The sequence below is a fragment of the Desulfobacula sp. genome, assembly GCF_030611305.1.
Taxonomy (GTDB): Bacteria; Desulfobacterota; Desulfobacteria; order Desulfobacterales; family Desulfobacteraceae; genus Desulfobacula.
In genome coordinates this window covers 20,040-40,783 of the sequence record NZ_JAUWQB010000027.1, presented here as the reverse complement: position 1 = coordinate 40,783, position 20,744 = coordinate 20,040, and the positions used below count along the sequence as shown (strand labels likewise).

Annotated in this window: 19 protein-coding genes and 1 pseudogene; 11 read left to right on the top strand and 9 right to left on the bottom strand. The window is 42.1% G+C overall.

Translation table 11 applies throughout. The annotated features are described in order from the left end of the window. The first annotated feature begins 271 nt into the window (after positions 1-271). The 10 genes from QAI40_RS07375 to QAI40_RS07335 all read left to right on the top strand — a co-directional run bounded on the left by QAI40_RS07375 (position 272) and on the right by QAI40_RS07335 (position 9,491). Positions 272-919, top strand: coding sequence for a helix-turn-helix transcriptional regulator (locus tag QAI40_RS07375; RefSeq protein WP_299980197.1), 648 nt, complete (start codon positions 272-274; stop codon positions 917-919). A gap of 45 nt (positions 920-964) precedes the next feature. Next, positions 965-1,930, top strand: coding sequence for a hypothetical protein (locus QAI40_RS07370; RefSeq protein ID WP_299980200.1), 966 nt, complete (start codon positions 965-967; stop codon positions 1,928-1,930). Between the two features lie 151 nt (positions 1,931-2,081). After that, the gene (locus QAI40_RS07365) at positions 2,082-2,900 is read left to right on the top strand and encodes a transporter substrate-binding domain-containing protein (protein ID WP_299980203.1); all 819 of its coding nucleotides are present in this window, start codon (positions 2,082-2,084) and stop codon (positions 2,898-2,900) included. A gap of 140 nt (positions 2,901-3,040) precedes the next feature. After that, on the top strand, positions 3,041-3,736 hold the full coding sequence (locus QAI40_RS07360) for an ABC transporter permease (protein WP_299980206.1): 696 nt from the start codon (positions 3,041-3,043) through the stop codon (positions 3,734-3,736). After that, positions 3,733-4,422: an ABC transporter permease gene (locus QAI40_RS07355; RefSeq protein WP_299980209.1), complete on the top strand. Its 690-nt coding sequence runs from the start codon at positions 3,733-3,735 to the stop codon at positions 4,420-4,422. The genes QAI40_RS07360 and QAI40_RS07355 overlap by 4 nt, the downstream gene beginning before the upstream one ends. Positions 4,423-4,506: 84 nt before the next feature. Then, positions 4,507-5,259, top strand: coding sequence for an amino acid ABC transporter ATP-binding protein (locus QAI40_RS07350; RefSeq protein WP_299980212.1), 753 nt, complete (start codon positions 4,507-4,509; stop codon positions 5,257-5,259). 44 nt (positions 5,260-5,303) lie between these two features. Then, positions 5,304-6,755: a threonine synthase gene (gene thrC / locus QAI40_RS07345; RefSeq protein ID WP_299980216.1), complete on the top strand. Its 1,452-nt coding sequence runs from the start codon at positions 5,304-5,306 to the stop codon at positions 6,753-6,755. A gap of 77 nt (positions 6,756-6,832) precedes the next feature. Continuing rightward, positions 6,833-8,968: an aminotransferase class I/II-fold pyridoxal phosphate-dependent enzyme gene (locus QAI40_RS07340; protein WP_299980219.1), complete on the top strand. Its 2,136-nt coding sequence runs from the start codon at positions 6,833-6,835 to the stop codon at positions 8,966-8,968. 81 nt (positions 8,969-9,049) lie between these two features. Continuing rightward, positions 9,050-9,136, top strand: a complete 87-nt coding sequence (locus QAI40_RS17170; RefSeq protein WP_367278874.1) for a DUF4147 domain-containing protein — start codon at positions 9,050-9,052, stop codon at positions 9,134-9,136. Beyond that, positions 9,099-9,491 (top strand): DUF4147 domain-containing protein, encoded by a 393-nt coding sequence (locus QAI40_RS07335; protein ID WP_442875360.1) that lies wholly within the window; start codon positions 9,099-9,101, stop codon positions 9,489-9,491. The genes QAI40_RS17170 and QAI40_RS07335 overlap by 38 nt, the downstream gene beginning before the upstream one ends. Positions 9,492-9,722: 231 nt before the next feature. On the opposite strand, the pseudogene QAI40_RS07330 reads toward QAI40_RS07335, so the two are convergent. Continuing rightward, positions 9,723-10,547 (bottom strand): annotated as a pseudogene (locus tag QAI40_RS07330) (IS5 family transposase); the annotation flags it as partial. A 649-nt stretch (positions 10,548-11,196) separates the two neighbouring features. Here QAI40_RS07330 and QAI40_RS07325 point away from each other — a divergent pair. Beyond that, on the top strand, positions 11,197-12,222 hold the full coding sequence (locus tag QAI40_RS07325) for an STAS-like domain-containing protein (RefSeq protein ID WP_299980225.1): 1,026 nt from the start codon (positions 11,197-11,199) through the stop codon (positions 12,220-12,222). A gap of 38 nt (positions 12,223-12,260) precedes the next feature. Here the strand turns inward: QAI40_RS07325 and QAI40_RS07320 are convergent, their stop codons facing one another. From QAI40_RS07320 to QAI40_RS07285, 8 genes are all read right to left on the bottom strand, one after another. Next, positions 12,261-14,369 (bottom strand): (Fe-S)-binding protein, encoded by a 2,109-nt coding sequence (locus QAI40_RS07320; protein ID WP_299980228.1) that lies wholly within the window; start codon positions 14,367-14,369, stop codon positions 12,261-12,263. Between the two features lie 12 nt (positions 14,370-14,381). Then, positions 14,382-15,341: an electron transfer flavoprotein subunit alpha/FixB family protein gene (locus QAI40_RS07315; protein ID WP_299980231.1), complete on the bottom strand. Its 960-nt coding sequence runs from the start codon at positions 15,339-15,341 to the stop codon at positions 14,382-14,384. A gap of 55 nt (positions 15,342-15,396) precedes the next feature. After that, entirely contained in the window at positions 15,397-16,179 is a 783-nt protein-coding gene (locus tag QAI40_RS07310; RefSeq protein ID WP_299980233.1) for an electron transfer flavoprotein subunit beta/FixA family protein, read from the bottom strand. 81 nt (positions 16,180-16,260) lie between these two features. Further along, positions 16,261-17,091 (bottom strand): formate dehydrogenase accessory sulfurtransferase FdhD, encoded by an 831-nt coding sequence (fdhD, locus tag QAI40_RS07305; RefSeq protein WP_299980237.1) that lies wholly within the window; start codon positions 17,089-17,091, stop codon positions 16,261-16,263. A gap of 24 nt (positions 17,092-17,115) precedes the next feature. Then, positions 17,116-17,700, bottom strand: a complete 585-nt coding sequence (locus tag QAI40_RS07300; protein WP_299980240.1) for a 2Fe-2S iron-sulfur cluster-binding protein — start codon at positions 17,698-17,700, stop codon at positions 17,116-17,118. Between the two features lie 52 nt (positions 17,701-17,752). Beyond that, positions 17,753-19,396, bottom strand: a complete 1,644-nt coding sequence (locus QAI40_RS07295; RefSeq protein WP_299980243.1) for a (2Fe-2S) ferredoxin domain-containing protein — start codon at positions 19,394-19,396, stop codon at positions 17,753-17,755. A 9-nt stretch (positions 19,397-19,405) separates the two neighbouring features. Continuing rightward, positions 19,406-19,858, bottom strand: a complete 453-nt coding sequence (locus tag QAI40_RS07290) for a complex I 24 kDa subunit family protein (protein WP_299980246.1) — start codon at positions 19,856-19,858, stop codon at positions 19,406-19,408. A 57-nt stretch (positions 19,859-19,915) separates the two neighbouring features. Then, positions 19,916-20,683, bottom strand: coding sequence for a hydrogenase iron-sulfur subunit (locus QAI40_RS07285; protein WP_299980249.1), 768 nt, complete (start codon positions 20,681-20,683; stop codon positions 19,916-19,918). Positions 20,684-20,744 lie beyond the last annotated feature (61 nt).

The window sequence follows — 20,744 nt, the reverse complement described above, 5'->3', positions numbered from 1 at the left end:
ACAATAAAATTAATCTATGGGTCACTACATTGACGAGCAAAAAAATAAATATAATAAATACAGTGCGTTATATTTTCAACCCCATGGTTTTTTGATAAAATTAGCCTTGATTTTTAAAAAAATGACGAACTTGGGTTAGGTCGGAAGAATATCAATTATGGATAGAAAATTAGAAAAATTATGTAAATACTCCTTGACTGCGAACAAAATGAATGTAATTTTATAAGACAAAAAGTCAAAATTGGACAAATTGACTTACAAAGGATTTCAAATGACATGCAACCTATCACAATACATATCTATTGCAGACGCTCTTGCTGAACTTTTTCGTCCCCATGCTGAAATTGTAATTCATGACATTGAAGATGATACAATCTTCTATATTGCCAATCCTTACTCCGGCAGGCAGTTGGGTGATTCTTCAAATTTGAAAATCGGAGCGCAGAATTTCGACCTGGAAGAAGATGTGATTGGTCCATATGAAAAAGTTGGGACAAAGGGACAAAGTGTTCGATCGATTACCTCAGTGCTGAAGGATGATAAGGGAAACCCAAGAGGGCTCATGTGCATCAACCTTGATTTCTCAATTCTTGAATCCTCCCTATCGGTTGTTAGGAGATTTTTCAATCCAATGAACGAAGAACCCCGCCCGGAAATTCTGTTCCGAAATGAATGGCTGGAAGTGACCCTTTCGGCGATCCGATCATATTTAAAAGAACAAGGACAGACAAAAGAAAACCTGGATGTTCAGGGACGGAAAGCGTTGCTTTTACACCTTGATAAAAAAGGTCTTTTTTATGCAAGAAAATCGGCAGAGCAGGTGGCTGCCTATCTTGGGATATCAAGGGCGACCATATACAAAGGCCTCAGTGAAATTAGAAAAAAAAAGAAAACCTCCGATATCCTCGTCGGACTCTAACAGGCCGCAAATTATTATGCAGGCATAAAATCAGGAGAAAGATTGATGCAGATATTTAATTTAGAGCAAATAAAAAGTGTTGTAAAGCAGATTGATTTTTTACCTTTCATCGAAGAAGGGTTTGTGGCCTATTCACAGGGCCGGGTGGTTGTTCCCCCCGTGGGCGAACTGATCTTCGAAAACCCACCGGCTGATGTCCATATTAAATACGGGTATATTAAAGATGACGACTACTTTGCCATCAAGATTGCCTCTGGATTTTATGAAAATTATAAAATCGACCTGCCCACCAGTGACGGGCTCATATTGCTGTTTTCCCAGCGGGATGGAAAACTGGCGAGTATTTTGCTTGATGAATGTTATCTCACCAATGTCAGGACTGCAGTGGCGGGTCAGATTGTTTCAAAATATATGGCCCCGCCTGAAATTGACTGCATCGGTGTCTTTGGAACAGGGGTTCAAGGCCGGATGCAGGTTGAGTATCTAAAGACGGTTGTCGATTGCCGCAGTGTCATGGTCTGGGGGTTGCCACAGGATGATTTTGAAACATACAAGCAAGATATGGAAAAAATAGGATTTAATGTCCAGACAACCCGGGATGCTGGTGACATAACAGAAAAATGCCGCCTGATCATTACGTCTACGCCCTCACAGACCCCGCTTATGGATGTTAAGCAGATAAAACCGGGTACCCACATCACGGCCATGGGCTCTGATACCTCCCAAAAGCAGGAGTTAGACCCTAAAATTCTTCAAAAAGCCGATATAGTGGTGGCTGACAGTATAGAGCAATGTTTGTCCCGGGGTGAAATTTTCAAAGCACTACAGGCAAGTCTGTTAAAAAAAGAAGATCTCATTGAACTGGGGGATGTGATTGCCGGTCATCAATCCGGACGGACATCTGCTGAGCAGATAACCGTGGCTGATTTGACCGGTGTTGCGGTACAGGATATTCAGATTGCCAAGGCGGTCCACAAAGCCCTGAACCAATCTGATGTTGGCAGTGTATAGGAAACATTGGTTATGAAAACATATGTGATTTATCCCGATCAGGTCCTCCTTGGAGGTGGACAAAAGGGCAATAGTAATGATTGTGATATTTATTACTAAAACTTTATGTCGGGAATATGGAAACTAAAACAAGACACAGGGGGTATTAGAAATGAAAAAGTTTTTTCTTTTAGCAACGGCAATCCTAGTATTTGGTGCAGGCGGACTCGTGCAACCAGCAGCAGCAGAAAAGCTGCGTGTTGGATCGGAATGCACCTATTTCCCATTTAACTATCGCACGGCTGATGGTGTGCTTACCGGCTACGACATTGATGTTGCCAGGGGTATCATGGAGATCATCGGTGCCGACGTCACCTTTGTTTGCCAGAAGTGGGACGGTATGATTCCAGCCCTCCTGGCCAATAAGTTTGATTTAGTCATAGCATCCATGTCCATAACCGATAAGCGAAAGCAAAAAATAGACTTCTCGATTCCATACCGGATTTCCGTGGGTCGGTTTGTGGGCAAGAAAGATGCAAATCTCAATCTTTTCAATAAAGACGGTTCCCCCAATCCAGCCAATTTCAAGGGCCTCAAACTAGGTCTTGAGCGTGCCACAACCTATGCAAACTGGGTTGAAACGAACGTACCCAATGCCAATGTTATGCTGTATGATACTAACGAGGCCTTATATCTTGATCTTCAGAACGGCCGAACGGATATCATCATGACCAATCCCATGAAGGCCTTTCTTAAATTTCTCAGCAAGGAAAAGGGCAAAAAATTCGAATTTGTCAGCCCGGCGCTGGATGACCCCAAATTATTCGGCATCGGTGTCGGAGTAGGGATTGCCAAAGATCGGGAGGATCTGCTCAAGCGCATCAACAATGCTCTGGCGGAACTGATTAAAAACGGCTCTTTGGAAAAATACTCCCTGAAATACTTCCCCTTTGCCATCCACAATGAAAATTGGGAGGGTGTTGGCGAATAAAAATCTATAACTGATACGTTGGAGTTGGCACCGGCCGACTCCATTGCTTTTTTGTACTCGCAAATTAACAAAACATGCCTGGGTGTGACCATCGCGGTCATACCAGGCATAGATACCTCGATCAGAGGAAGGAAACGGCTATGGCAGAGCTATCCGGGTGGTTGGACGACTATTTTTGGGGCGCAATGGTAGTTCTAAAGGTTTTTGGTGTCTCCTTGACCATGGCAGTAATTTTCGGATTGATGGGGGCCAGCGCCAAACTGTCAAAAAACCGTATTGCCAATAAAATAGCCAACGCCTATACAATCACCTTTCGTGGAACGCCGGAGATACTGGTTCTATTGCTTTTTTACTATGGTTCCGCTATTGCGTTGACTAAAATCGTGCAGATATTTTTCCCCCAAATGCCGTTTGTCGATATCCCTCCTTTCTGGGCCGGTTCCCTTTCCATCGGTTTGATAGTTGGTTCATACGCAACCGAGACGTTTCGAGGGGCTTTTATGGGTGTTGATCCAGGGATTGTCGAGGCTTCCAGAGCTTTGGGGATTTCGAACCTGCACACGTTCTTTTATGTCAGGATACCCCAGATGTGGCGTTTAGCCCTGCCTGCATTCGGCAATCATATGCTTTCAATAATGAAGGATACGGCATTAATTTCAATCATAGGGCTTGAAGAGATCCTTTTTGTTGCAGAAATGGCCACGGCAGTGACCCTCAAGCCGTTTACAATGTACATGATCGTGGCTTTAATTTATCTTAGCATTACCACTGTCATTACAATGGTTGTGATGCTCCTGGAGAAACACGCTAATCGCCATCTGGAGGTTGCCAAATGAATCTTCAAATATATCTCATCCTTGAAAGCATCCCTAAAATGCTGACCGGCCTTGGGGTTACACTGCAGCTTTTGTTTCTGTCAGCAGTTCTGGGCTTATCCCTGGGTATTTTTCTTCTATTGATGCGCATCAGTGGCCGCTGGTATCTTTCCCTGCCCGCATTTATCTACATATACTTTTTCAGGGGGACACCTATTCTGGTTCAAATTTTTGTCATCTACCACGGCTTCCCACAGTTTGAGTTCATTCGGGACAGTGTATTCTGGCCGATCCTTCGTGAACCATTCGGCTGTGCAACCCTCGCCCTTACTCTAAATACGGGTGCCTATGTTTCGGAAATTCTTCGGGGGGGGTATCTGGGTGTTCAACGTGAACTGCATGAAGCGGGCATGGCCCTTGGACTGTCGAAACTGCATCGGTTTGTTTACGTTACGACCCCCATTGCAGTCAGGATTGCCATCCCGGCCTACAGCAACGACTTCATAAGTCTGCTCAAGGCCACCTCCTTGGCCAGTACGATTACCTTGCTCGATATGACAGGTGCATCACGTACTATTGTAGCCGAAACTTTTGCACCCTATGAGATTTTCATCTCTGCTGCGATCATCTATATGGTGATGACATTTTTTATTCAACGCGGCTTTGGCAGGTTTGAGAAGTACATGAGCCGATATGTCAAACCATAACCATGCAGACCAAAGCCAAAAAGTTTGTATTAATTTTTAAGCCAAAGCAGTATGAAAATTAAAGATAAAAATTTAAGGAGTAGTATGAAGGATAACGACAACGAAGCTAAAATAATACTGCAGGATGTCTGCAAATCCTTTGGAGACTTCCAGGCACTGAACAATATCAACTTGCAGGTAAACAAAGGTGAAAAAATTGTGGTGTGCGGACCTTCAGGATCAGGTAAATCAACCATGATCCGCTGTATCAACCGGCTTGAAGAGCATGACAGCGGTAAAATAATTATTTCCGGTCGTGAACTGACAAATGAGGTCAAAGACATTGATGCCGTTCGTAGTGAAGTCGGGATGGTGTTCCAGAATTTCAACTTATTCCCGCATTTGACGGTCATTAACAATTTGATGCTGGCCCTCAAACTGGTGCGAAAGATGAACAAGTCAAAGGCTCGGGAAGTAGCCATGGGTTTTCTCGAACGTGTTCAAATACCCGAGCAGGCCGATAAATACCCGATCCAGCTCTCGGGAGGACAGCAGCAACGTGTTGCCATAGCCCGTGCGCTTTGTATGAACCCTGAAGTAATGCTCTTTGACGAACCGACATCTGCATTGGATCCGGAAATGATCAGTGAGGTTCTCGATGTAATGATTGATCTTGCAAATGAAGGTTTGACAATGATCTGTGTCACCCACGAAATGGGTTTTGCCCGGTCGGTCGCCGACAGTATAGTTTTCATGGATAGCGGTGAAATTGTCGAAATGAAGCCGCCTGATGAATTCTTCAACAATCCGGAAAGCAAACGCACTAAAGCCTTTCTCAGCCAGATTCTCTCTCATTGAGTCAAAGGATATTATTTTTGTAATAGATTGGAGGAAGTAGTATTATGAAATTTGTCAGTACAAGGGGTGGTATTTCACCAGTAACTTTTGATGAAGCGGTATTGCAAGGTTATGCCAAAGATGGGGGCCTTTTCGTTCCGGAATACATCCCCGTAGTTTCAAAAAACCAAATGGAGCAGTGGGCTGATTTAGGATACACTGACCTAGCCTTTGAGTTATTGCGGTTATACGTGGACGAATCAATCATTCCGGCTGCAGATTTAAAAAACTTACTCAAAAAAAGTTTCAGCAACTTTGAGAGCCCGGATATCATTCCTGTCATACCCTTTGACAAAAAAACCGATACATTTATCATGGAATTGTTTCATGGCCCCACGCTTTCGTTTAAAGATATTGCCATGAATTTTTTAATAAATATCATGGACTACTTCCTGCAAAACAAAAATGAACATTTGTCCATTCTACTTGCGACCACAGGGGATACCGGGCCGGCCGCAGCCTATGCTGCAGCAGGGAAAAAGACGATTGACTGCTGGCCGCTTTATCCAACAGGGATGATATCAGAGGAACAGGCCCGCCAGATGACGACATTAAATGCTGCCAATGTTCATCCTTTGAGCGTGGAAAACTGCGCTGATGGCGGAGATGATCTTGATTTTGTGTTATCCAAACTGTTCGGTGATGTAGAATTAAGGGAACGAATGAAGATTACCAGTGTGAATTCTATAAACTGGTGTAGAGTGATGGTCCAGGCCGTACATTATTTCTACGGTTATTTTAAGGTTGTGGACAAGGTGGGAGACAAGGTGACTTTCTCGATTCCCTCGGGCGCTTTCGGGAATGGTTTTGGTGGTTATCTGGCTCGCGCAATGGGATTGCCCGTTGAAAAATTTATCTGCGCCAACAACAAAAATGCCGCATTGCATACAGCTTTTTCAAAAGGTGTTTTTGCTAAAAAAGACCTGATTGAAACTTTTTCATCTGCCATTGATATTGTCGTGCCTTATAATTTCTGGCGATTATTGTATTTTTCTTCCGGAAGCGACAGTACTAAACTAAAAGCCTGGATGGATGAATTCTTTGACAAAGGTGAAATTAAATTTGATGAGAAAACCGCTGCTTCTTTTCAGGAAGGTTTTCTTTCTGTTTCCATATCAGAGGAGAAAACCGCCCAAACCATAAACCAGACATTTAACAATGGATCTCACTATCTTCTCGATCCCCATGCTGCTGTGGCCGTCGCTGCGGTTGAAGAGCTTAAAGACAAGTTGCCTGAATCCGGTAAAATCATTTGTATGGCGACAGCGCACCCGGCCAAATTTCCCGATGTAATGAGAAAAATTTTACGTTTAGAAGGTGATGAACTTCCAAACCAGGCCGTCCATTCTTCGCTGGTTAAGGCAGGTAAAGTCTGTCAGCATCTCAGGTTATGTGATTTTGAAAACCTGGAATTTGCCCTGGTGGAAGCCATAACAAGAGTTTCGGATTCGAAATAGGTATAATGCTTTAACGGCTGGACAATCGGTATAGGAGATTCGAAGTTATACCTAAATCATTTTAATATGAGGATCGTATGACATACCAGGTGCCGAATTTTGATGAGCAGGCCCTTGCTAAAATTGCCAAGGAACATTATGGCCTCAAAGGGGAGATCGCTTCTTTCGTCTCTTACGAAGATCAAAATGCCTTAATCAAGACGCCAAAAGATAAATTTGTAATTAAGATAGCCAATAAAAGATGGGATCTTGAGTTTGTAAAAATGCAGACTAAAGTGCTTGAACATTTAAAAAATGTCGCGCCAAATATGACATTCCCCAGCGTTGTACAGTCATTGAAGGGGGAAAAAATAATCTTTATCGACGGGTTTGCTGTACGGCTCCTTACTTTTCTTGAAGGCGATGTATTGGGAAACATGAGGAGAAGTCCAGAACTTTACCATGATATCGGGTGCTTCCTGGGTCAGTTTTCAAATGCCATGCAAGGCTTTTCTCATCCCGGCCAGGAAGGCTCAGACGCATTATGGAAACTTGATAATGTCCTAGCGTGCAAAGCCTATCTACCCGATGTTATTGATGAAGATGCCCGGAACCGTATTACCCGGCTATATGAAGAGTATGAAAAAAGCATAAGGCCTAAGTTGCAGAATTTACGAAAAGCTATCCTTCATGGTGACGCCAACGAGCACAATTTTCTAATCCTGCCGGATCAACCAAACAAAATAGCCGGATTGATAGATTTTGGTGAAATACAGTATGGAACACAGATTAATGACCTTGCAATTACGCTTGCCTATTCACTGCTGGGGGAAGATGATATCCAAATGGCGACGAACAATATTATAGATGGTTACACCAAAGAATTCCCGTTGGAAGAAGCTGAAATTGATATACTATATTATCTGATGGCGATGCGACTTGTGACCAGTATAACGATGACATCGCACAGCGCAAAACAGTATCCAGATAATAAATATATTCTCATTTCCCAAAAACCGGCCCAGGCACTGCTAAAAAAGCTTGAGGACGAAAAATATATATTAAGAAAATCAAACAATATGACATATAAAGAACCATGGTCCAAAAGACATAAATCCGTAACGGCAAACACGCCATTTAATCTGTCGAATTCTTTTGCCGAGCCACTTGATAGTGAAGAGCTGATCAATCTGTCGCTTGATAGAGGCGATCTCGATATTGTAGAACAATATAATAAACATTCACTGATTTATACGCCTAACGGAGGGAGTATAGATCTTCGTGAAGAAATAGCAGGGCTTTATGGCCCGGATATTGAAGCGGAAAATATTGTAGTCTTTCCAGGTGCACAAGTGGCGCTGCAAACCGCCGCGAGTGCCTTGTTAGACAAAGATTGTCATTCAATCGTATTTACGCCTAGCTACCAATCCGTTCAGGAAGCACCGGCCCGCGCAGGCAGTCAGTTGACCAGAATTTGTCTCCATCCGGAAACTAATTGGCAGATAAATCCTGAGGTGGTAGAAGCCGCGGTTCAGAAAAATACGAAATATATCGTTATCAATGAGCCTTCTAATCCTACTGGTACTTTGATGAGCCATAAGGTGCAGCAGCAGCTTAAAAATATAGCCGAGGCAAATGATATTTATGTTCTTTCGGATGAGGTTTATCGTTTGCTAGAGCATAATGCCGACGATCGACTTCCGGCAATGGCTGATTTCTACGAAAAAGGGATAAGTGCCGTTACATTATCAAAACCATGGGGCGGATGTGGCATAACGATTGGCTGGTTGGCATTGCAGGATCTTGATCTTAGGCAAAAAATCATTGATACTCAATATTTTGGGACGGCTTGCCCTGGTCGTGCCAGTGAAATCCAGGCGATCATGACGTTGCGTGCCAGTGATAAAATTCTTGAAAAAAATTTAAAAATTATTAGGTATAATATTGAGCTGTTAGATCGATTCATCGAAAAATATAGTGATCTATTTGAATGGGTGCGACCAAGTGCGGGGGCGAGTGCTTACGTGAAATTTAAGGGGCCTCTATCGTCTGATGAGCTTGGTGAACAACTGGCTAAATCGGGGATTTCAATAAAACCCGCTTATGTATTTTCGGAATATGGCACAGACGACAGTGGATATTTTCGCGTCGGTTATGGTGAAAAGATCATGCCAATGGCATTGGAGGCGCTATCGGTTTATGTGGAGATGCACAAAAAAATATGGCTCAGCTGAGACCATATAGATCATTTGCCAAAGTTTTTCTGGTAGCCGGCCCTTTTTAGAACCCGTTATATAGCAGAAAAACTTTTTGACATGGCAAAAAATGCCCATGAAAAAACTCTTGTTTTCTGCCTTATTTCAGGTGGCGGGTCTGCGCTTTCACCTTTACCATGTGGGTGATGATCTTGATATCATAGCTTCAGGCCTTACAGTTCCCGACACAGGCACTTTTGAAGATTGTAAAAATATCATAGATTCATATAATATTGCCCTAAGCCTGCCAAAAAATGTCCTGAATCATATTAATAAAGGGTGTAAAGGTGAAATTCCTGAAACCCCCAAGCCTGATGATCCATATTTTAAAAAAGTTAAGAACCTTATCATCGGGAATAATTTTAATACACTCATCGCTGCCAGAGCCAAAGCTGAGTCACTGGGATATAACACAATAATTTTATCTTCTTTGGATGATCTAATCATAACCGGCCCCCCCAATACAAATGTCATGGATCTAAGAATATTTCTCATGAAATAATCTTAGATCGAGTCTCTAAATGTTAGGACGTGAGTTTTTTCAAAATTTCAACAAGGTCAGACCTTTGATTAATTTACAATTCCAGTTATTTTCTTTTGTAAAATTTAAAATTCAAATACAATTTCTTAAAAATGATTTATTTTTGACTTATTTTCAATAAAAATCCACATTATTTCTGTATTTTTTACCTCAAAAGCCTCCCAAATGGCTCTTTTGAGCCTTTGGACGCAACTATGCTGTTGATAGCCTTTGAAAAATGTTAAATCCTCTTTTTATATTAAATGCTACTTGCCTGAACCATATATCAATGTTGTTTTTATCTATGGTCGTAAACCTTGCTCTTTGCCCATTGTCATGAAGATGACTTAAACCAAAATACTGTTCGACTATGTATCTGACTTTGGATATCTTTTTATTTCTCTCTATTTCATGCTCAGTTAATTTTGCTGTTTTGGTATCCTTCCGCATGATTCCATCTTTGAGTTTATTCATGGCCAGGAATGTTCGGTTCGGCTCTCCTGCGTATCCTTTATCCGCATACACAATCGCCAGAGCATGCTTGATGTGACGGCTATATAAAGTGCAATATGGTAAATAATTCGTGTCATTAACAGAAGCAGGGCTTAAAGCTGTTGCAAGAACAAATCCATACTTTGCATCAACAGATGCATGTTCTTTTAGTCCATAATAATTTTTTTTGTTTTTTATTGTCCAATTGGATTCAATATCCCTGGCAAATTTTAAGGGCTTCCCGGTTTTATCAAGTTTCCCTTCAGGTGTTTCTCTTTTCACTCTTATTTTTTCCAAGGTTTTATTGCTAACCGGCCTGCTGGCTGATTTAACAATCCGGGCATCTATGGCGATTCCTTCATTAATGGTAAGGCCCTTATCTGAAAATTGATTTAAAATATCTCCAACTATCATATCGAACTTAGCCTTTGTAAGTCTTTTCCTGAAAATTGAAAAAGTTGAATGATCAGGAGATGCTTCCCGGGCAGAGAGGCCCAGAAAAACCTGAAATGATTTACGATCATTGATCAAATTCTCCAGTTCCGGATCTGATCCGACCCGGAATCATTTTTGAAGTAACATGCATTTAAACAGAAACAACGGAGGATAAGCTCTATTGCCTTCCCTCTTATGGCCAACCGGATAGTCTTTCAAGAGTATTGATTCTATTCGATCCCAGGAAATGACTTTTTCTAAATTCATCAGGGTTTTTAGACTTCGGTTCTTTTCGTCTTTAAACGATTTTTCTAAGTCAGAGAATGTTAGATTTTTTTGATTTGATTTAAAGCCCATTAAAAGGTCCCTCCATTTATGCTTTTGATTGTCATTTTAATAACATAAATGGAATGAATAGTCAATTATTTTAATTAGTTATCTAAAAATAAATTTATTTCGTTTTTGTAATAATTCGTTGTTTTAGTCGATGAGTTGTTCAAAGGTCTGGTTATAAGTATGGCCTTGATCTTTTAGCTTGTTGTTATCTGGCACAGCTCCGCTCTTTCGCTTACATTGTCGAGAATGGAGGCAAGATCGAAACAGCATGTCATTTTCTGTTATAATAGGGATTTCATAGAATTGCAATCAGGGAAAACTCCTAAGCTTATTTTTACTTTACATTTTGCAAATTGTATATTAATGTTTACCATTATATATAAATTTTCATTTTTATTTTTATAATAAAACATAGGAAATCAAGATGAAGTTCACAAAAGAAGTTGTCGAAATGATAAAAGTCTTTATAATTAATCATGTCTCCGACAACCCAAACACATTGACACAAATCACTTGCAAGCATTTTCAGATTACCAAACCAACTGTTTATAAATATATTTATGAACTGGTTGAAGACAAAATTCTCGAAAAACTTGGATCAAATAAATTGCCCAATTACCAATTGGTTAAAACTGTTTACAATTGGGAGTATGAGAATAATCATTTAGAAGAAGACATTCTATGGTCAAAGGACATGGCACCTTTATTAAAAGACCTTAAAAACAATGTAAAAGAAATTTGCCAATATGGTTTTACAGAAATGGTCAACAATGTGATTGATCATTCAGAATCAAACACAATAACGATTCAGCTATCTGTTGATTATTTAAAGCTTAAACTCCAAGTGTCTGATAATGGAATCGGTATTTTTGAAAAAATAAAAACCGACCTGGGCTTGGAGCATCCAAAACAGGCAATTTTAGAACTGGCAAAGGGCAAATTCACCTCTGATCCTGAAAACCACTCCGGGGAAGGTATCTTTTTTACTTCAAGGGTGTTTGATATCTTCGTCATTTTTTCACACGAGTTAGCCTTTGTCGGGTTTGGAAATGATGAAGGGGTCATGTTGGAAAGAAAACGCGATCTTCCGGGGACCACCGTCAATATGGAAATCAAAAAAGATTCACCCACTTTATTAAAGGACATCTTTGATGAATATGCAGATCCGGATAAAGATCCGAGTTTCCATAAAACCCTTATTCTGGTTGAGCTTATGCAAAACGAGGGAGAGTCTTTGCTTTCAAGATCACAGGCAAAGCGGCTTATATCGCGACTTGACAGATTTACTGAGGTTATATTGGATTTCAAAGGTGTCGCCCAGATCGGTCAGGCATTTGCAGATCAGATATTCAGGGTTTTTACAAACAAACATCCTGACGTACACCTTAAAAGGATTAACACATCAGTTGATGTCGGAAACATGATTAAAAGGGTGCAATCAACTAAATAGCAGTGAAACTAAAAGTGTTTGTCCGCAGTTTAAGAGAATCACGCCATATTATTCGCCACAAGTTCGGCGATATCCTGTGTCTTGATGTCCTCGTCTTTGTCCAGCTCTTTCATGCCGTCTTCAATCATGGTCAGGCAGAACGGGCAGGCCACTGCCACAGTTGCGGCTTTTTGACCTGCAATTTCTTCTGATCGTTCCACATTGATTCTTTTACCAATGGTCTCCTCCATCCACATTCTTCCGCCGCCGGCGCCGCAACAAAAACTTTCACGGCCATGCCGATCAAGCTCTTTGAGCCCGTCTTTTGATAAGGCCTGCAAAATCGATCTGGGTTGATCATAAATTGAATTGTACCGCCCCAGATAGCAGGGATCATGGTAAGTCAAAGAGCCTTGAAATGATTTATTTAAGGTGATTTTGCCGGATTTTATAAGCTGGTCGATAAAATCCGTATGATGGATCACCTCATAATTTCCGCCCATTTGCGGGTATTCATGTTTAAGCGTATTGAGACAATGAGGGCATGCTGCGATAATTTTTTTAACCTTGTAATTGTTCAGGGTTTCAATGTTTTCCTGAGCCATCATCTGGTACATCATCTCATTGCCGACACGTCTGGCAAAATCACCCGTGCATTTTTCTTCCTTACCCAGGATGGCAAAGCTGATATTGGCTTTCTGTAGAATTTTGACCAGGCTTTTGGATACTTTTTTGCTTCGATCATCAAAAGACCCGGCACAGCCGACCCAGAGTAAATAGTCGACATCAGCATCTTTTGCCATGATTTTAACGTCTAACCCGTCTGCCCAGTCAACGCGTTTGTCATACCCGATACCCCAGGGATTGCCGTTGCGCTCAAGTCCTTTAAGGGCCACATTCAACTCCTGGGGGTAGACTCCCTGCATCAAGGACTGTCCCTGTCTCATGGCAATTATGCGGGGAACATGCTCGATGGTAACCGGACAGACTTGTTCACAGGCCCGGCAGGTGGTGCAGGCCCAGAGCGTGTCTTCGGTGATCACATCACCGATAAGCGGCTTTTTGCTGTTGAGCTCGGCCATTTGGGCTTTGATTTCTTCATTTTTTTCAGCGTCGCCGTCCTCTTTGATGGTAGCGGCCAGTTTTGCTCTTTTAATCAGGTTGCCTGCATTCTCTAAGAGTTCAGCCTTCAGTGTATCATTGAAGTCATGCAGATTTAACGGTTTGTCAGTGGTATGCGTGGGACAGACCTCTTTGCATCGGCCGCACTCGGTACAGGTGTAAAGATCCAGTCCCTGTTTCCAATTGAGCTGGTGGATGTGGTTTATCCCTAAGGATTCATCTTCCCACACGGATTCATCTTCCAGATCTAAAAGTTTGGTCTTTTCATGGGGATATCCCAGGGATTTTAAAAACACATTGGGAAGTGCAGTGATGACATGAAAGTGTTTTCCAAAGGGCAGAAAATTAAGAAAGGTCAACTGGGTGATGATATGCAGCCAGAACATAGTGGTCAGGATAAGCCCGTTGGCATCGGCACTGAAGCCGGATATGAGGCTTGCCGCCCCCACGGAAACAGGTGTCCAGAGAAACTCGGAACCATATAGTGGATTATTAAAAAAATGAAGATGCTCTGGATTATTATGCAGCATAATTAAGTTATACCGGGCGCCATCGAGTAAGAGATCGGAAAGCATCAAAACCCCGATCATGCCCAGAACAAAATACGCTTCCCAGGTATTGTGCAGTCGTTCCGGCTTAAGAACGGCCCTGCGAAAGATGGCATAAACAGCCATCACTAGAACAATGCCTTCCATGATATCTTTTAAGGCGATATAGAGATATCCCAGTATGGACCCGTCTCCAAATAAAGGCAGCTGAAACCCTTTTACAAATCCTTCTCCATATAAATTCAGGCTGCGGATTAACAGGATGCAGAATCCCCAGAAGATGAAAGCGTGCATGATACCGGAAGCCCACTCTTTTTTTCTTCCCACCAGTCGTTTCTGACCCAGTGCGATAACCACCATATTCTTAAGCCGGTCTGTAATATGATTGGCCCGGTCAGTGGGTTCAAGTGCCATAAGCAATTGGATTTTTTGAACCATTGTGCGGCTAAAAATCGCCAGCCCGACAATAAGCAGTAAAGACATAAAAAGTGGGTTCATGGGGACCTCTTCCTAACTTCTAATTTTATTAATCTCTTCACGGAGAATCGGAACCACTTCAAAAAGGTCTCCGACAATACCATAGTCAGCCACGTTAAAGATGGGTGCTTCAGGATCTTTATTAACAGCCAGGATCGTTTTTGAGCCGTTCATTCCTGCAAGATGCTGGATAGCGCCTGAGATACCGATTGCCATATAAAGGGTCGGTGCGACTATTTTACCGGTTTGTCCGACTTGCTTGTTATGTGCCATGAAACCACCATCCACCATGGCGCGGGAGGAACCAAATCCTGCGGCAAGATCGTTGGCCAGTTCTTTTACAAGATCTATACCGGCCTGATCCTTAGTGCCTCGCCCCACTGAGATGACGATGTCGGCATCGGCAAGATCAATTTCTCCGCTGGCATCTGAAACAAGTTCTTTGATCACGGCCTTTAAATCAGCTGCCGGGGCAGTAAGTTTAACCACATTTTCAGTTCCGCTTATGCCTTCGTCTGCCTCAAATGCACCCGCTCTGATAACGGCTACAAGTCTTTTCGTATTGATTTTGACTTTTTGCGTTACCTTATTTGCAATGGCAGGTCGCATGACCTCGATTTGATCTCCATCAAGCACAATGTCAGTAATTTCTGTTGCACATGCAGCTTCCAGCTGGGTTGCTACTCTCGGCGCCATGGCCTTGCCGCCTTCGGAAAAACCAAACCAGATCAGGTTGGCTTCAAATTGATTGGCTGCGTCCACGACACATGATGCATAAGGTCCTGCTGAAAAAAGTTCAAGACTTGCATCATCTGCTATATACTGGGTATCTGATCCGGCATTTGCCAGATCATTTGCCAATGATTCGATATTACTACCAATCGCCACGACAGCAGTCTCTGCGCCAATGGCTTTGGCTTTTGATAAAAGTTCAGCTGTGCTGCCTTTTAGTTCGCCTTGTTTGATATCTGCTATTACAAGTACTTTAGCCATAATATTATTTTCCTTATATGAAATCGGAATTGAATCCGGTTAGTTTTAAATTTTGTTAAAACACCTTTGCTTCATTGACCAGAAGATCAACGACTTTGGCTGTAATTTCTGCTGCATCACCTTCAAATTTCTGCCCGCCCTGTCGTTTTTCCGATTCCATAAACTCTATAACTTCTGATTTTAGAGAGCCGCCGCCGACTTCGTCATAGGAAGTTCCCAGGCCTGCCAGATCCATAACCTGGATTTTCTTTTTCTTTGCCATCATGATACCGCGCATGGCCGGCAACCGGGGTTCATTAATACTGTCACTCACCGTTATTACTGCGGGTAACACAACTTCTACAATTTCTGTACCCATATCACCCAGCCGGGAAACTTTAATCTTGCCGTCATCTATTATTTCTATGGCGATCACGTTACTGACGCACGCTATTCCCAAACACTCCGCCAATATAATCCCGGTCTGGCCGCTGTCTGTATCCTGGGCCTGTTTCCCTGTGATGACCAGATCATACTCGCCAGCCTCATAAACCTTTTGCAGCACTTTGGCAAAGACAAATGAATCTGCTTTTTCCAATGCAGGATCATCAATATGAATTCCATTATCAATTCCCATGGCATAGCATTTACGGATCATATCCGTGTTATCACCACTGCCAATACTCACCAGGGTCGTTTCGGCCCCATTATTTTCCTTTAACTGGACAGAGGCTTCCACTGCATTTTCATCCCAGGCATTAATAACATATTGCAACCCGTCTTCGACAATGGCGCCGTTCTCCACGTGAATGGTTAATTCCACATCTACTACTTTTTTTGCGGTTGTGAGAATTTTCAAATTATCCTCCTGTTTATTGGTTTTTTATATTTATCAGTTTTTTTGTTTTGATCTTTTTTTGTGTAAATTGTTACCTTGACTTTATCTTCTCTTGATGCGGTTTTCACCGCAAACTATTATTAATTCAGTTTCCTCGGCAGGAAAGGCAAGCGTCATGTTAAGGGCCTGCCCCATTTCTACGGCAAGGGTGGTGGGTCTTGAGTTAGAAATCATCACCGGCAAACGCGCTCTGGCAGCTTTTTGAACGAGTTCATAGCTGATCCTTGAAGATAGAACAAGAATGCTGGCGTCAGACAGCGTCCCGTCCATAAAGATTTTTCCGATTGCCTTGTCAAGCGCATTATGCCGACCCACATCCTCAGAAAAAGAGATCGCTTGAAGCCGGTCATCAAATATGATTGCAGCGTGTGATCCACGGGTTCTCTGATAGTATTTTTGATTTTTGGAAAGTTTACCAATGCAATCAAAAACGTGATTAATTTCAACCTCAAAGCCATTTTCCGCCGGCATTAATATCTGGTTGAGTTCCTTCATCATTTCCTTACCACAGATACCGCAACTGGTTTGGCTGACAAAGCCCCTTCTTTCAAGAAGATGCGGAATCTTTTCCCGCCGTTCAGGTTTGAGCCAGATATCAATAATATTTGGGTCCAGATCTTTATCATATCCAATGGTCTTGAAATCATCCGGAGCATCCGCAATCCCCTCCCCTAAACAGAATCCTGCCGCGTGAAACACCTCTTCCCCGGGTGTTCTCATCACTACTGAATAAGGCTTGTCATCGATACGGATTAAAAAGGGTTCCTCTCCGATCAATTCCAGGTCAATTGTCTGGTCGGAAAAATTTGTCTGGCTGACCCCTTCCTTGCACCGAAGCGCTTGATAAAATTTAGTATTTTTTCCTGCACTCAATTGTTCCTTCTCCTTACAAAAAGGTTAGGGAAACGCGAGGGCTTCGGTTAAAACGAAAACTGCCTGGAGATACGATGTCGGGCAGAGCTCAAAACATTCCTTACAGTCATTGCACTCCTTTGCGGCTATTTCCGGAATAAAACTTATCTCACGTCTTGCTCCACTGTTAACAAATCCAACAGCATGTTTCTTTTTGACTTCAGCACAATATCTTACACATAGACCGCAATGGATACAAAATGAAGCCTCTTTTTCAAAACGGTCTCTATCTGCTCCATACTCTTTAGCAAAAGCTTGCAATTGCAAAGAATCAGGGGCATGAGCCAGCAGAAGCTCCAAAATCATCTTACGAATTTTATCTACCTTCTCAGATCTGGTTCTGACAATTATATTTTCTTCTACCGGATAAACGCAGGAAACAACGAGCTTTGTCCAGCCGTTAACTTCTACTTCTACTATACAAAGTCGACACCCACCATAAGGTTCTAATTTCTCATGGTGACAGAGCGTAGGAATAAATATATCTGCACTTTGGGCTGCTTCCAAAAGGGTCATCCCTTCTGTTGCTTTAACTTGCCTTCCATCTATCTGTAAAAGAATTTCCTTCATCTTTTTATACTCTCTTTAACTATAATTCTTGGTTCTTTGCCGAGCATTGCATCTACTTGATGCGTGCCTCATACTCATCTCTGAAGTAGCGTAAAGAGCTCAGGAGCGGATCAGAAGCAGTTTTCCCCAACGCACACAAAGAGGCTGTTCCAGCTACCTCGGCTATCTCCTCCAAAAGCTCAATGTCTCCCTCTTTTCCATTTCCTTCACTAATATTAGTCAAAATCTTAGCCATCTGCCTGATGCCTTCACGGCATGGAACACATTTACCGCATGACTCATTAACGAGAAAATCAAGGAAGAACCTGGTTTTTTCAACCATATTGGTATCTTCATCCAATACTAGTAATCCACCTGCCCCTATCGGAGCTCCCAGTTTTGCAAGCTCATCAAAATCTAAAGGAGTGTCAAGAAATTCCTCTGGAATAGAGCCTCCCATGGGCCCTCCAAAATGAATCGCTTTGAGTTTTTTCCCATTTGGAACTCCACCGCCAATGTCGTAAACAAGCTCTCTGAGGGTAGTACCAAAAGGAACTTCTACGACCCCTGTATTAACTATATTACCTGATAAGGATATGAGTTTTGTTCCCTTGCTTTTCTCTGTCCCGATACTGGTATACCATTCTGCGCCCTTATTGATTATCTGAGACACATTAGCCCAGGTTTCTACATTATTCAGGTTGGTCGGCATGTCCCAAACACCACGTACCGAAGTACGTATATATTTTGGTCTTGGTTCCGGGTTTTTCCCTTCTATTGAACTCATTAATGCGCTGGACTCACCGGAAACAAATATTCCTACATCAAAATGCACCTCAACATTAAAATTAAAGCCGGAGCCAAGGATATTTTCACCTAAAAGACCGTATTCCGTGGCCTTAGCAAGAGCAATATCAATATTCTTTTTTAATTGAGGAGTATCATGACGTGTATAGATAAATCCTTGATGTGAGCCAATAGCATAAGCGCCAATTATCAGACCTTCCAGCACAAGATGCGGATTTCCCGTAAAAATGGCTCTATCCATATACGCCCCTGGTTCACCTTCATGACCATTGACAATAACATACTTATCTTTTCCCGGGGCATTTCGCGCAGTCTCCCACTTCCGACCAGCAGGAAATCCACCGCCGCCTCTACCACGCAGGTTAGCTTTCTTTACCTCTTCAAGGACTTGCTCAGGGCTCATCTCAAAAAGCGCTTTGGATAAACCAGAATAACCACCATTAGCCAGATAATCATCAATGCTTGTAGGATCAATCTTAGGGTTATAGCTGATAAGGTACTGGGTCTGATTCTTGTAAAAAGGTATTTCAGACTGATGTGCTGCTTTTTCGCCGGTATTGGGATCAGTATAAATCAGACGGTCAATCACTTTCTTTTCAAGCACAGTCTGAGATATAATTTCCGGGACATCCTCCGGTGTTACCTCCATATAGCAGATTTCTTCAGGATAAATAACTACGATAGGCCCTTTTTCACAAAAACCATGGCAGCCGGTTACTCTAATATCAACTTTAGTCTTTAAATTTTGTTTGTTGATTTCTTCTTCAAAGGCGCTGATAACCCTGTCGTTACCGAGACCGTGACAACCCATTCCCGAACATATCGAGATACAGGTCTTATCAGGATCTCTTTTTGACAAGATACCCGACCTTCGTTCTTCCAGTTCAGCAGCTGAATTTATCCTTGGCATAATCTTTCCTTACTTGTAGTTTTTCAACACATCTTCTGCCTGGTCAGGTGTTAGCCTGGCGTGATGTTTCCCATTGATTATTATCTCCGGCCCTAAATTACAGCAGCCGAGGCAATTGCTGGTTTCCAGGCTGAACTTTGAGTCAGAGTCTGTTTCACCAGGTCTAATTCCGATCAGGTCTTGAACCGTATCGAGGAGGCGTGCCGAACCACGAGCATGACAGGAGCTGCCCGTACATACGTGAACTTCATTACGTCCTTTAGGAATCAAACTAAAAGTTTTATAAAAGGTAGCTATTTGCATTACACGAGTTAACGGTACTTCCAGTTTCTTACTAACCTTGTCTAATACTTCTTTAGGGAGCCAATGATTTTGATTCTGAATCTCTATCAACACTTGAATCAGTGAACTGGCTTTCCCCTGATGTTTATTTATAATCTGATCGATTTTATCATTATCCATAGTCGCTGTCCTAACTTCCTTATTTCTTTGTCTTATCTGTGTGCCTGCTCTTTCATCTCAGGCGGCAACAATAAGGTCCTGGCTTTTGTCGAACCTGACTAATCCCTGCCTTGCTGAAACATCAAGGTGTCTTGATACTTCAGACGGGTTTAAACCTAAAATCTCAGAGATTTCTCCAGCTGAAAGAGGTCTTTCCCGCAGGAGCGCCATAATTTGGCTTATTGCCAATTTATCTACAATTAATTCATTAAATAACCTGTTTACCTCGCTGCTTTCAAAGAACTTATTATACGCTTCTTCCGATTTAAAAGGTACTCTCAGCCTCTGTCTTTCCACCAGTTTAATGTAGGGGACCAATTTTCTAACTGCTTCAAGTTTGAACTTCAATTCATTTTCATCCATGCCTTCGCTTTCGCCAATTGGTCCTAACTCCTTAATCTCATTGGTAAAATCATCAGTATATTCGGCCAGAAGATTTCCATCAGCGCCGGTCATAAATTTGATCCGGAGGCGCTCTGGGTTCAGGCCGATATGTTCTAATATCTTTTTAGTAAGATAGGTGTTGGCTAATGCATCATAATTTCCATGGGTAACATAATTACATTCATCTAACTTGCACCCACCAATAAACACGCCGTCTTGTCCATTTGAGAAGGCTCTGAGTATAAATTCCAGGTCAACTCTACCGGAGCACATGACTCGAATAAGCCTCATTTCATTTGTATATTGCAGTCTGGAAACTCCAGCCAGGTCAGCAGCACCGTATGCTCACCAGTGACACACAAACCCTAATATTTTTGGTTTAAATTCAAGACCTGTACTCATTATTTATAACCTCCTTTGTTAGAAGCTATTTAAAACTTTAAAACAGCCTCTATTCATCATG

Excerpts from the sequence above, each read along its gene's own strand:
- QAI40_RS07375 (WP_299980197.1), top strand. The coding sequence starts at position 272 with ATGACATGCAACCTATCACAATACATATCTATTGCAGACGCTCTTGCT.
- QAI40_RS07370 (WP_299980200.1), top strand. The coding sequence starts at position 965 with ATGCAGATATTTAATTTAGAGCAAATAAAAAGTGTTGTAAAGCAGATT.
- QAI40_RS07365 (WP_299980203.1), top strand. The coding sequence starts at position 2,082 with ATGAAAAAGTTTTTTCTTTTAGCAACGGCAATCCTAGTATTTGGTGCA.
- QAI40_RS07360 (WP_299980206.1), top strand. The coding sequence starts at position 3,041 with ATGGCAGAGCTATCCGGGTGGTTGGACGACTATTTTTGGGGCGCAATG.
- QAI40_RS07355 (WP_299980209.1), top strand. The coding sequence starts at position 3,733 with ATGAATCTTCAAATATATCTCATCCTTGAAAGCATCCCTAAAATGCTG.
- QAI40_RS07350 (WP_299980212.1), top strand. The coding sequence starts at position 4,507 with ATGAAGGATAACGACAACGAAGCTAAAATAATACTGCAGGATGTCTGC.
- thrC (WP_299980216.1), top strand. The coding sequence starts at position 5,304 with ATGAAATTTGTCAGTACAAGGGGTGGTATTTCACCAGTAACTTTTGAT.
- QAI40_RS07340 (WP_299980219.1), top strand. The coding sequence starts at position 6,833 with ATGACATACCAGGTGCCGAATTTTGATGAGCAGGCCCTTGCTAAAATT.
- QAI40_RS17170 (WP_367278874.1), top strand. The coding sequence starts at position 9,050 with ATGGCAAAAAATGCCCATGAAAAAACTCTTGTTTTCTGCCTTATTTCA.
- QAI40_RS07325 (WP_299980225.1), top strand. The coding sequence starts at position 11,197 with ATGAAGTTCACAAAAGAAGTTGTCGAAATGATAAAAGTCTTTATAATT.
- QAI40_RS07320 (WP_299980228.1), bottom strand. The coding sequence starts at position 14,369 with ATGAACCCACTTTTTATGTCTTTACTGCTTATTGTCGGGCTGGCGATT.
- QAI40_RS07315 (WP_299980231.1), bottom strand. The coding sequence starts at position 15,341 with ATGGCTAAAGTACTTGTAATAGCAGATATCAAACAAGGCGAACTAAAA.
- QAI40_RS07300 (WP_299980240.1), bottom strand. The coding sequence starts at position 17,700 with ATGAAGGAAATTCTTTTACAGATAGATGGAAGGCAAGTTAAAGCAACA.
- QAI40_RS07295 (WP_299980243.1), bottom strand. The coding sequence starts at position 19,396 with ATGCCAAGGATAAATTCAGCTGCTGAACTGGAAGAACGAAGGTCGGGT.
- QAI40_RS07290 (WP_299980246.1), bottom strand. The coding sequence starts at position 19,858 with ATGGATAATGATAAAATCGATCAGATTATAAATAAACATCAGGGGAAA.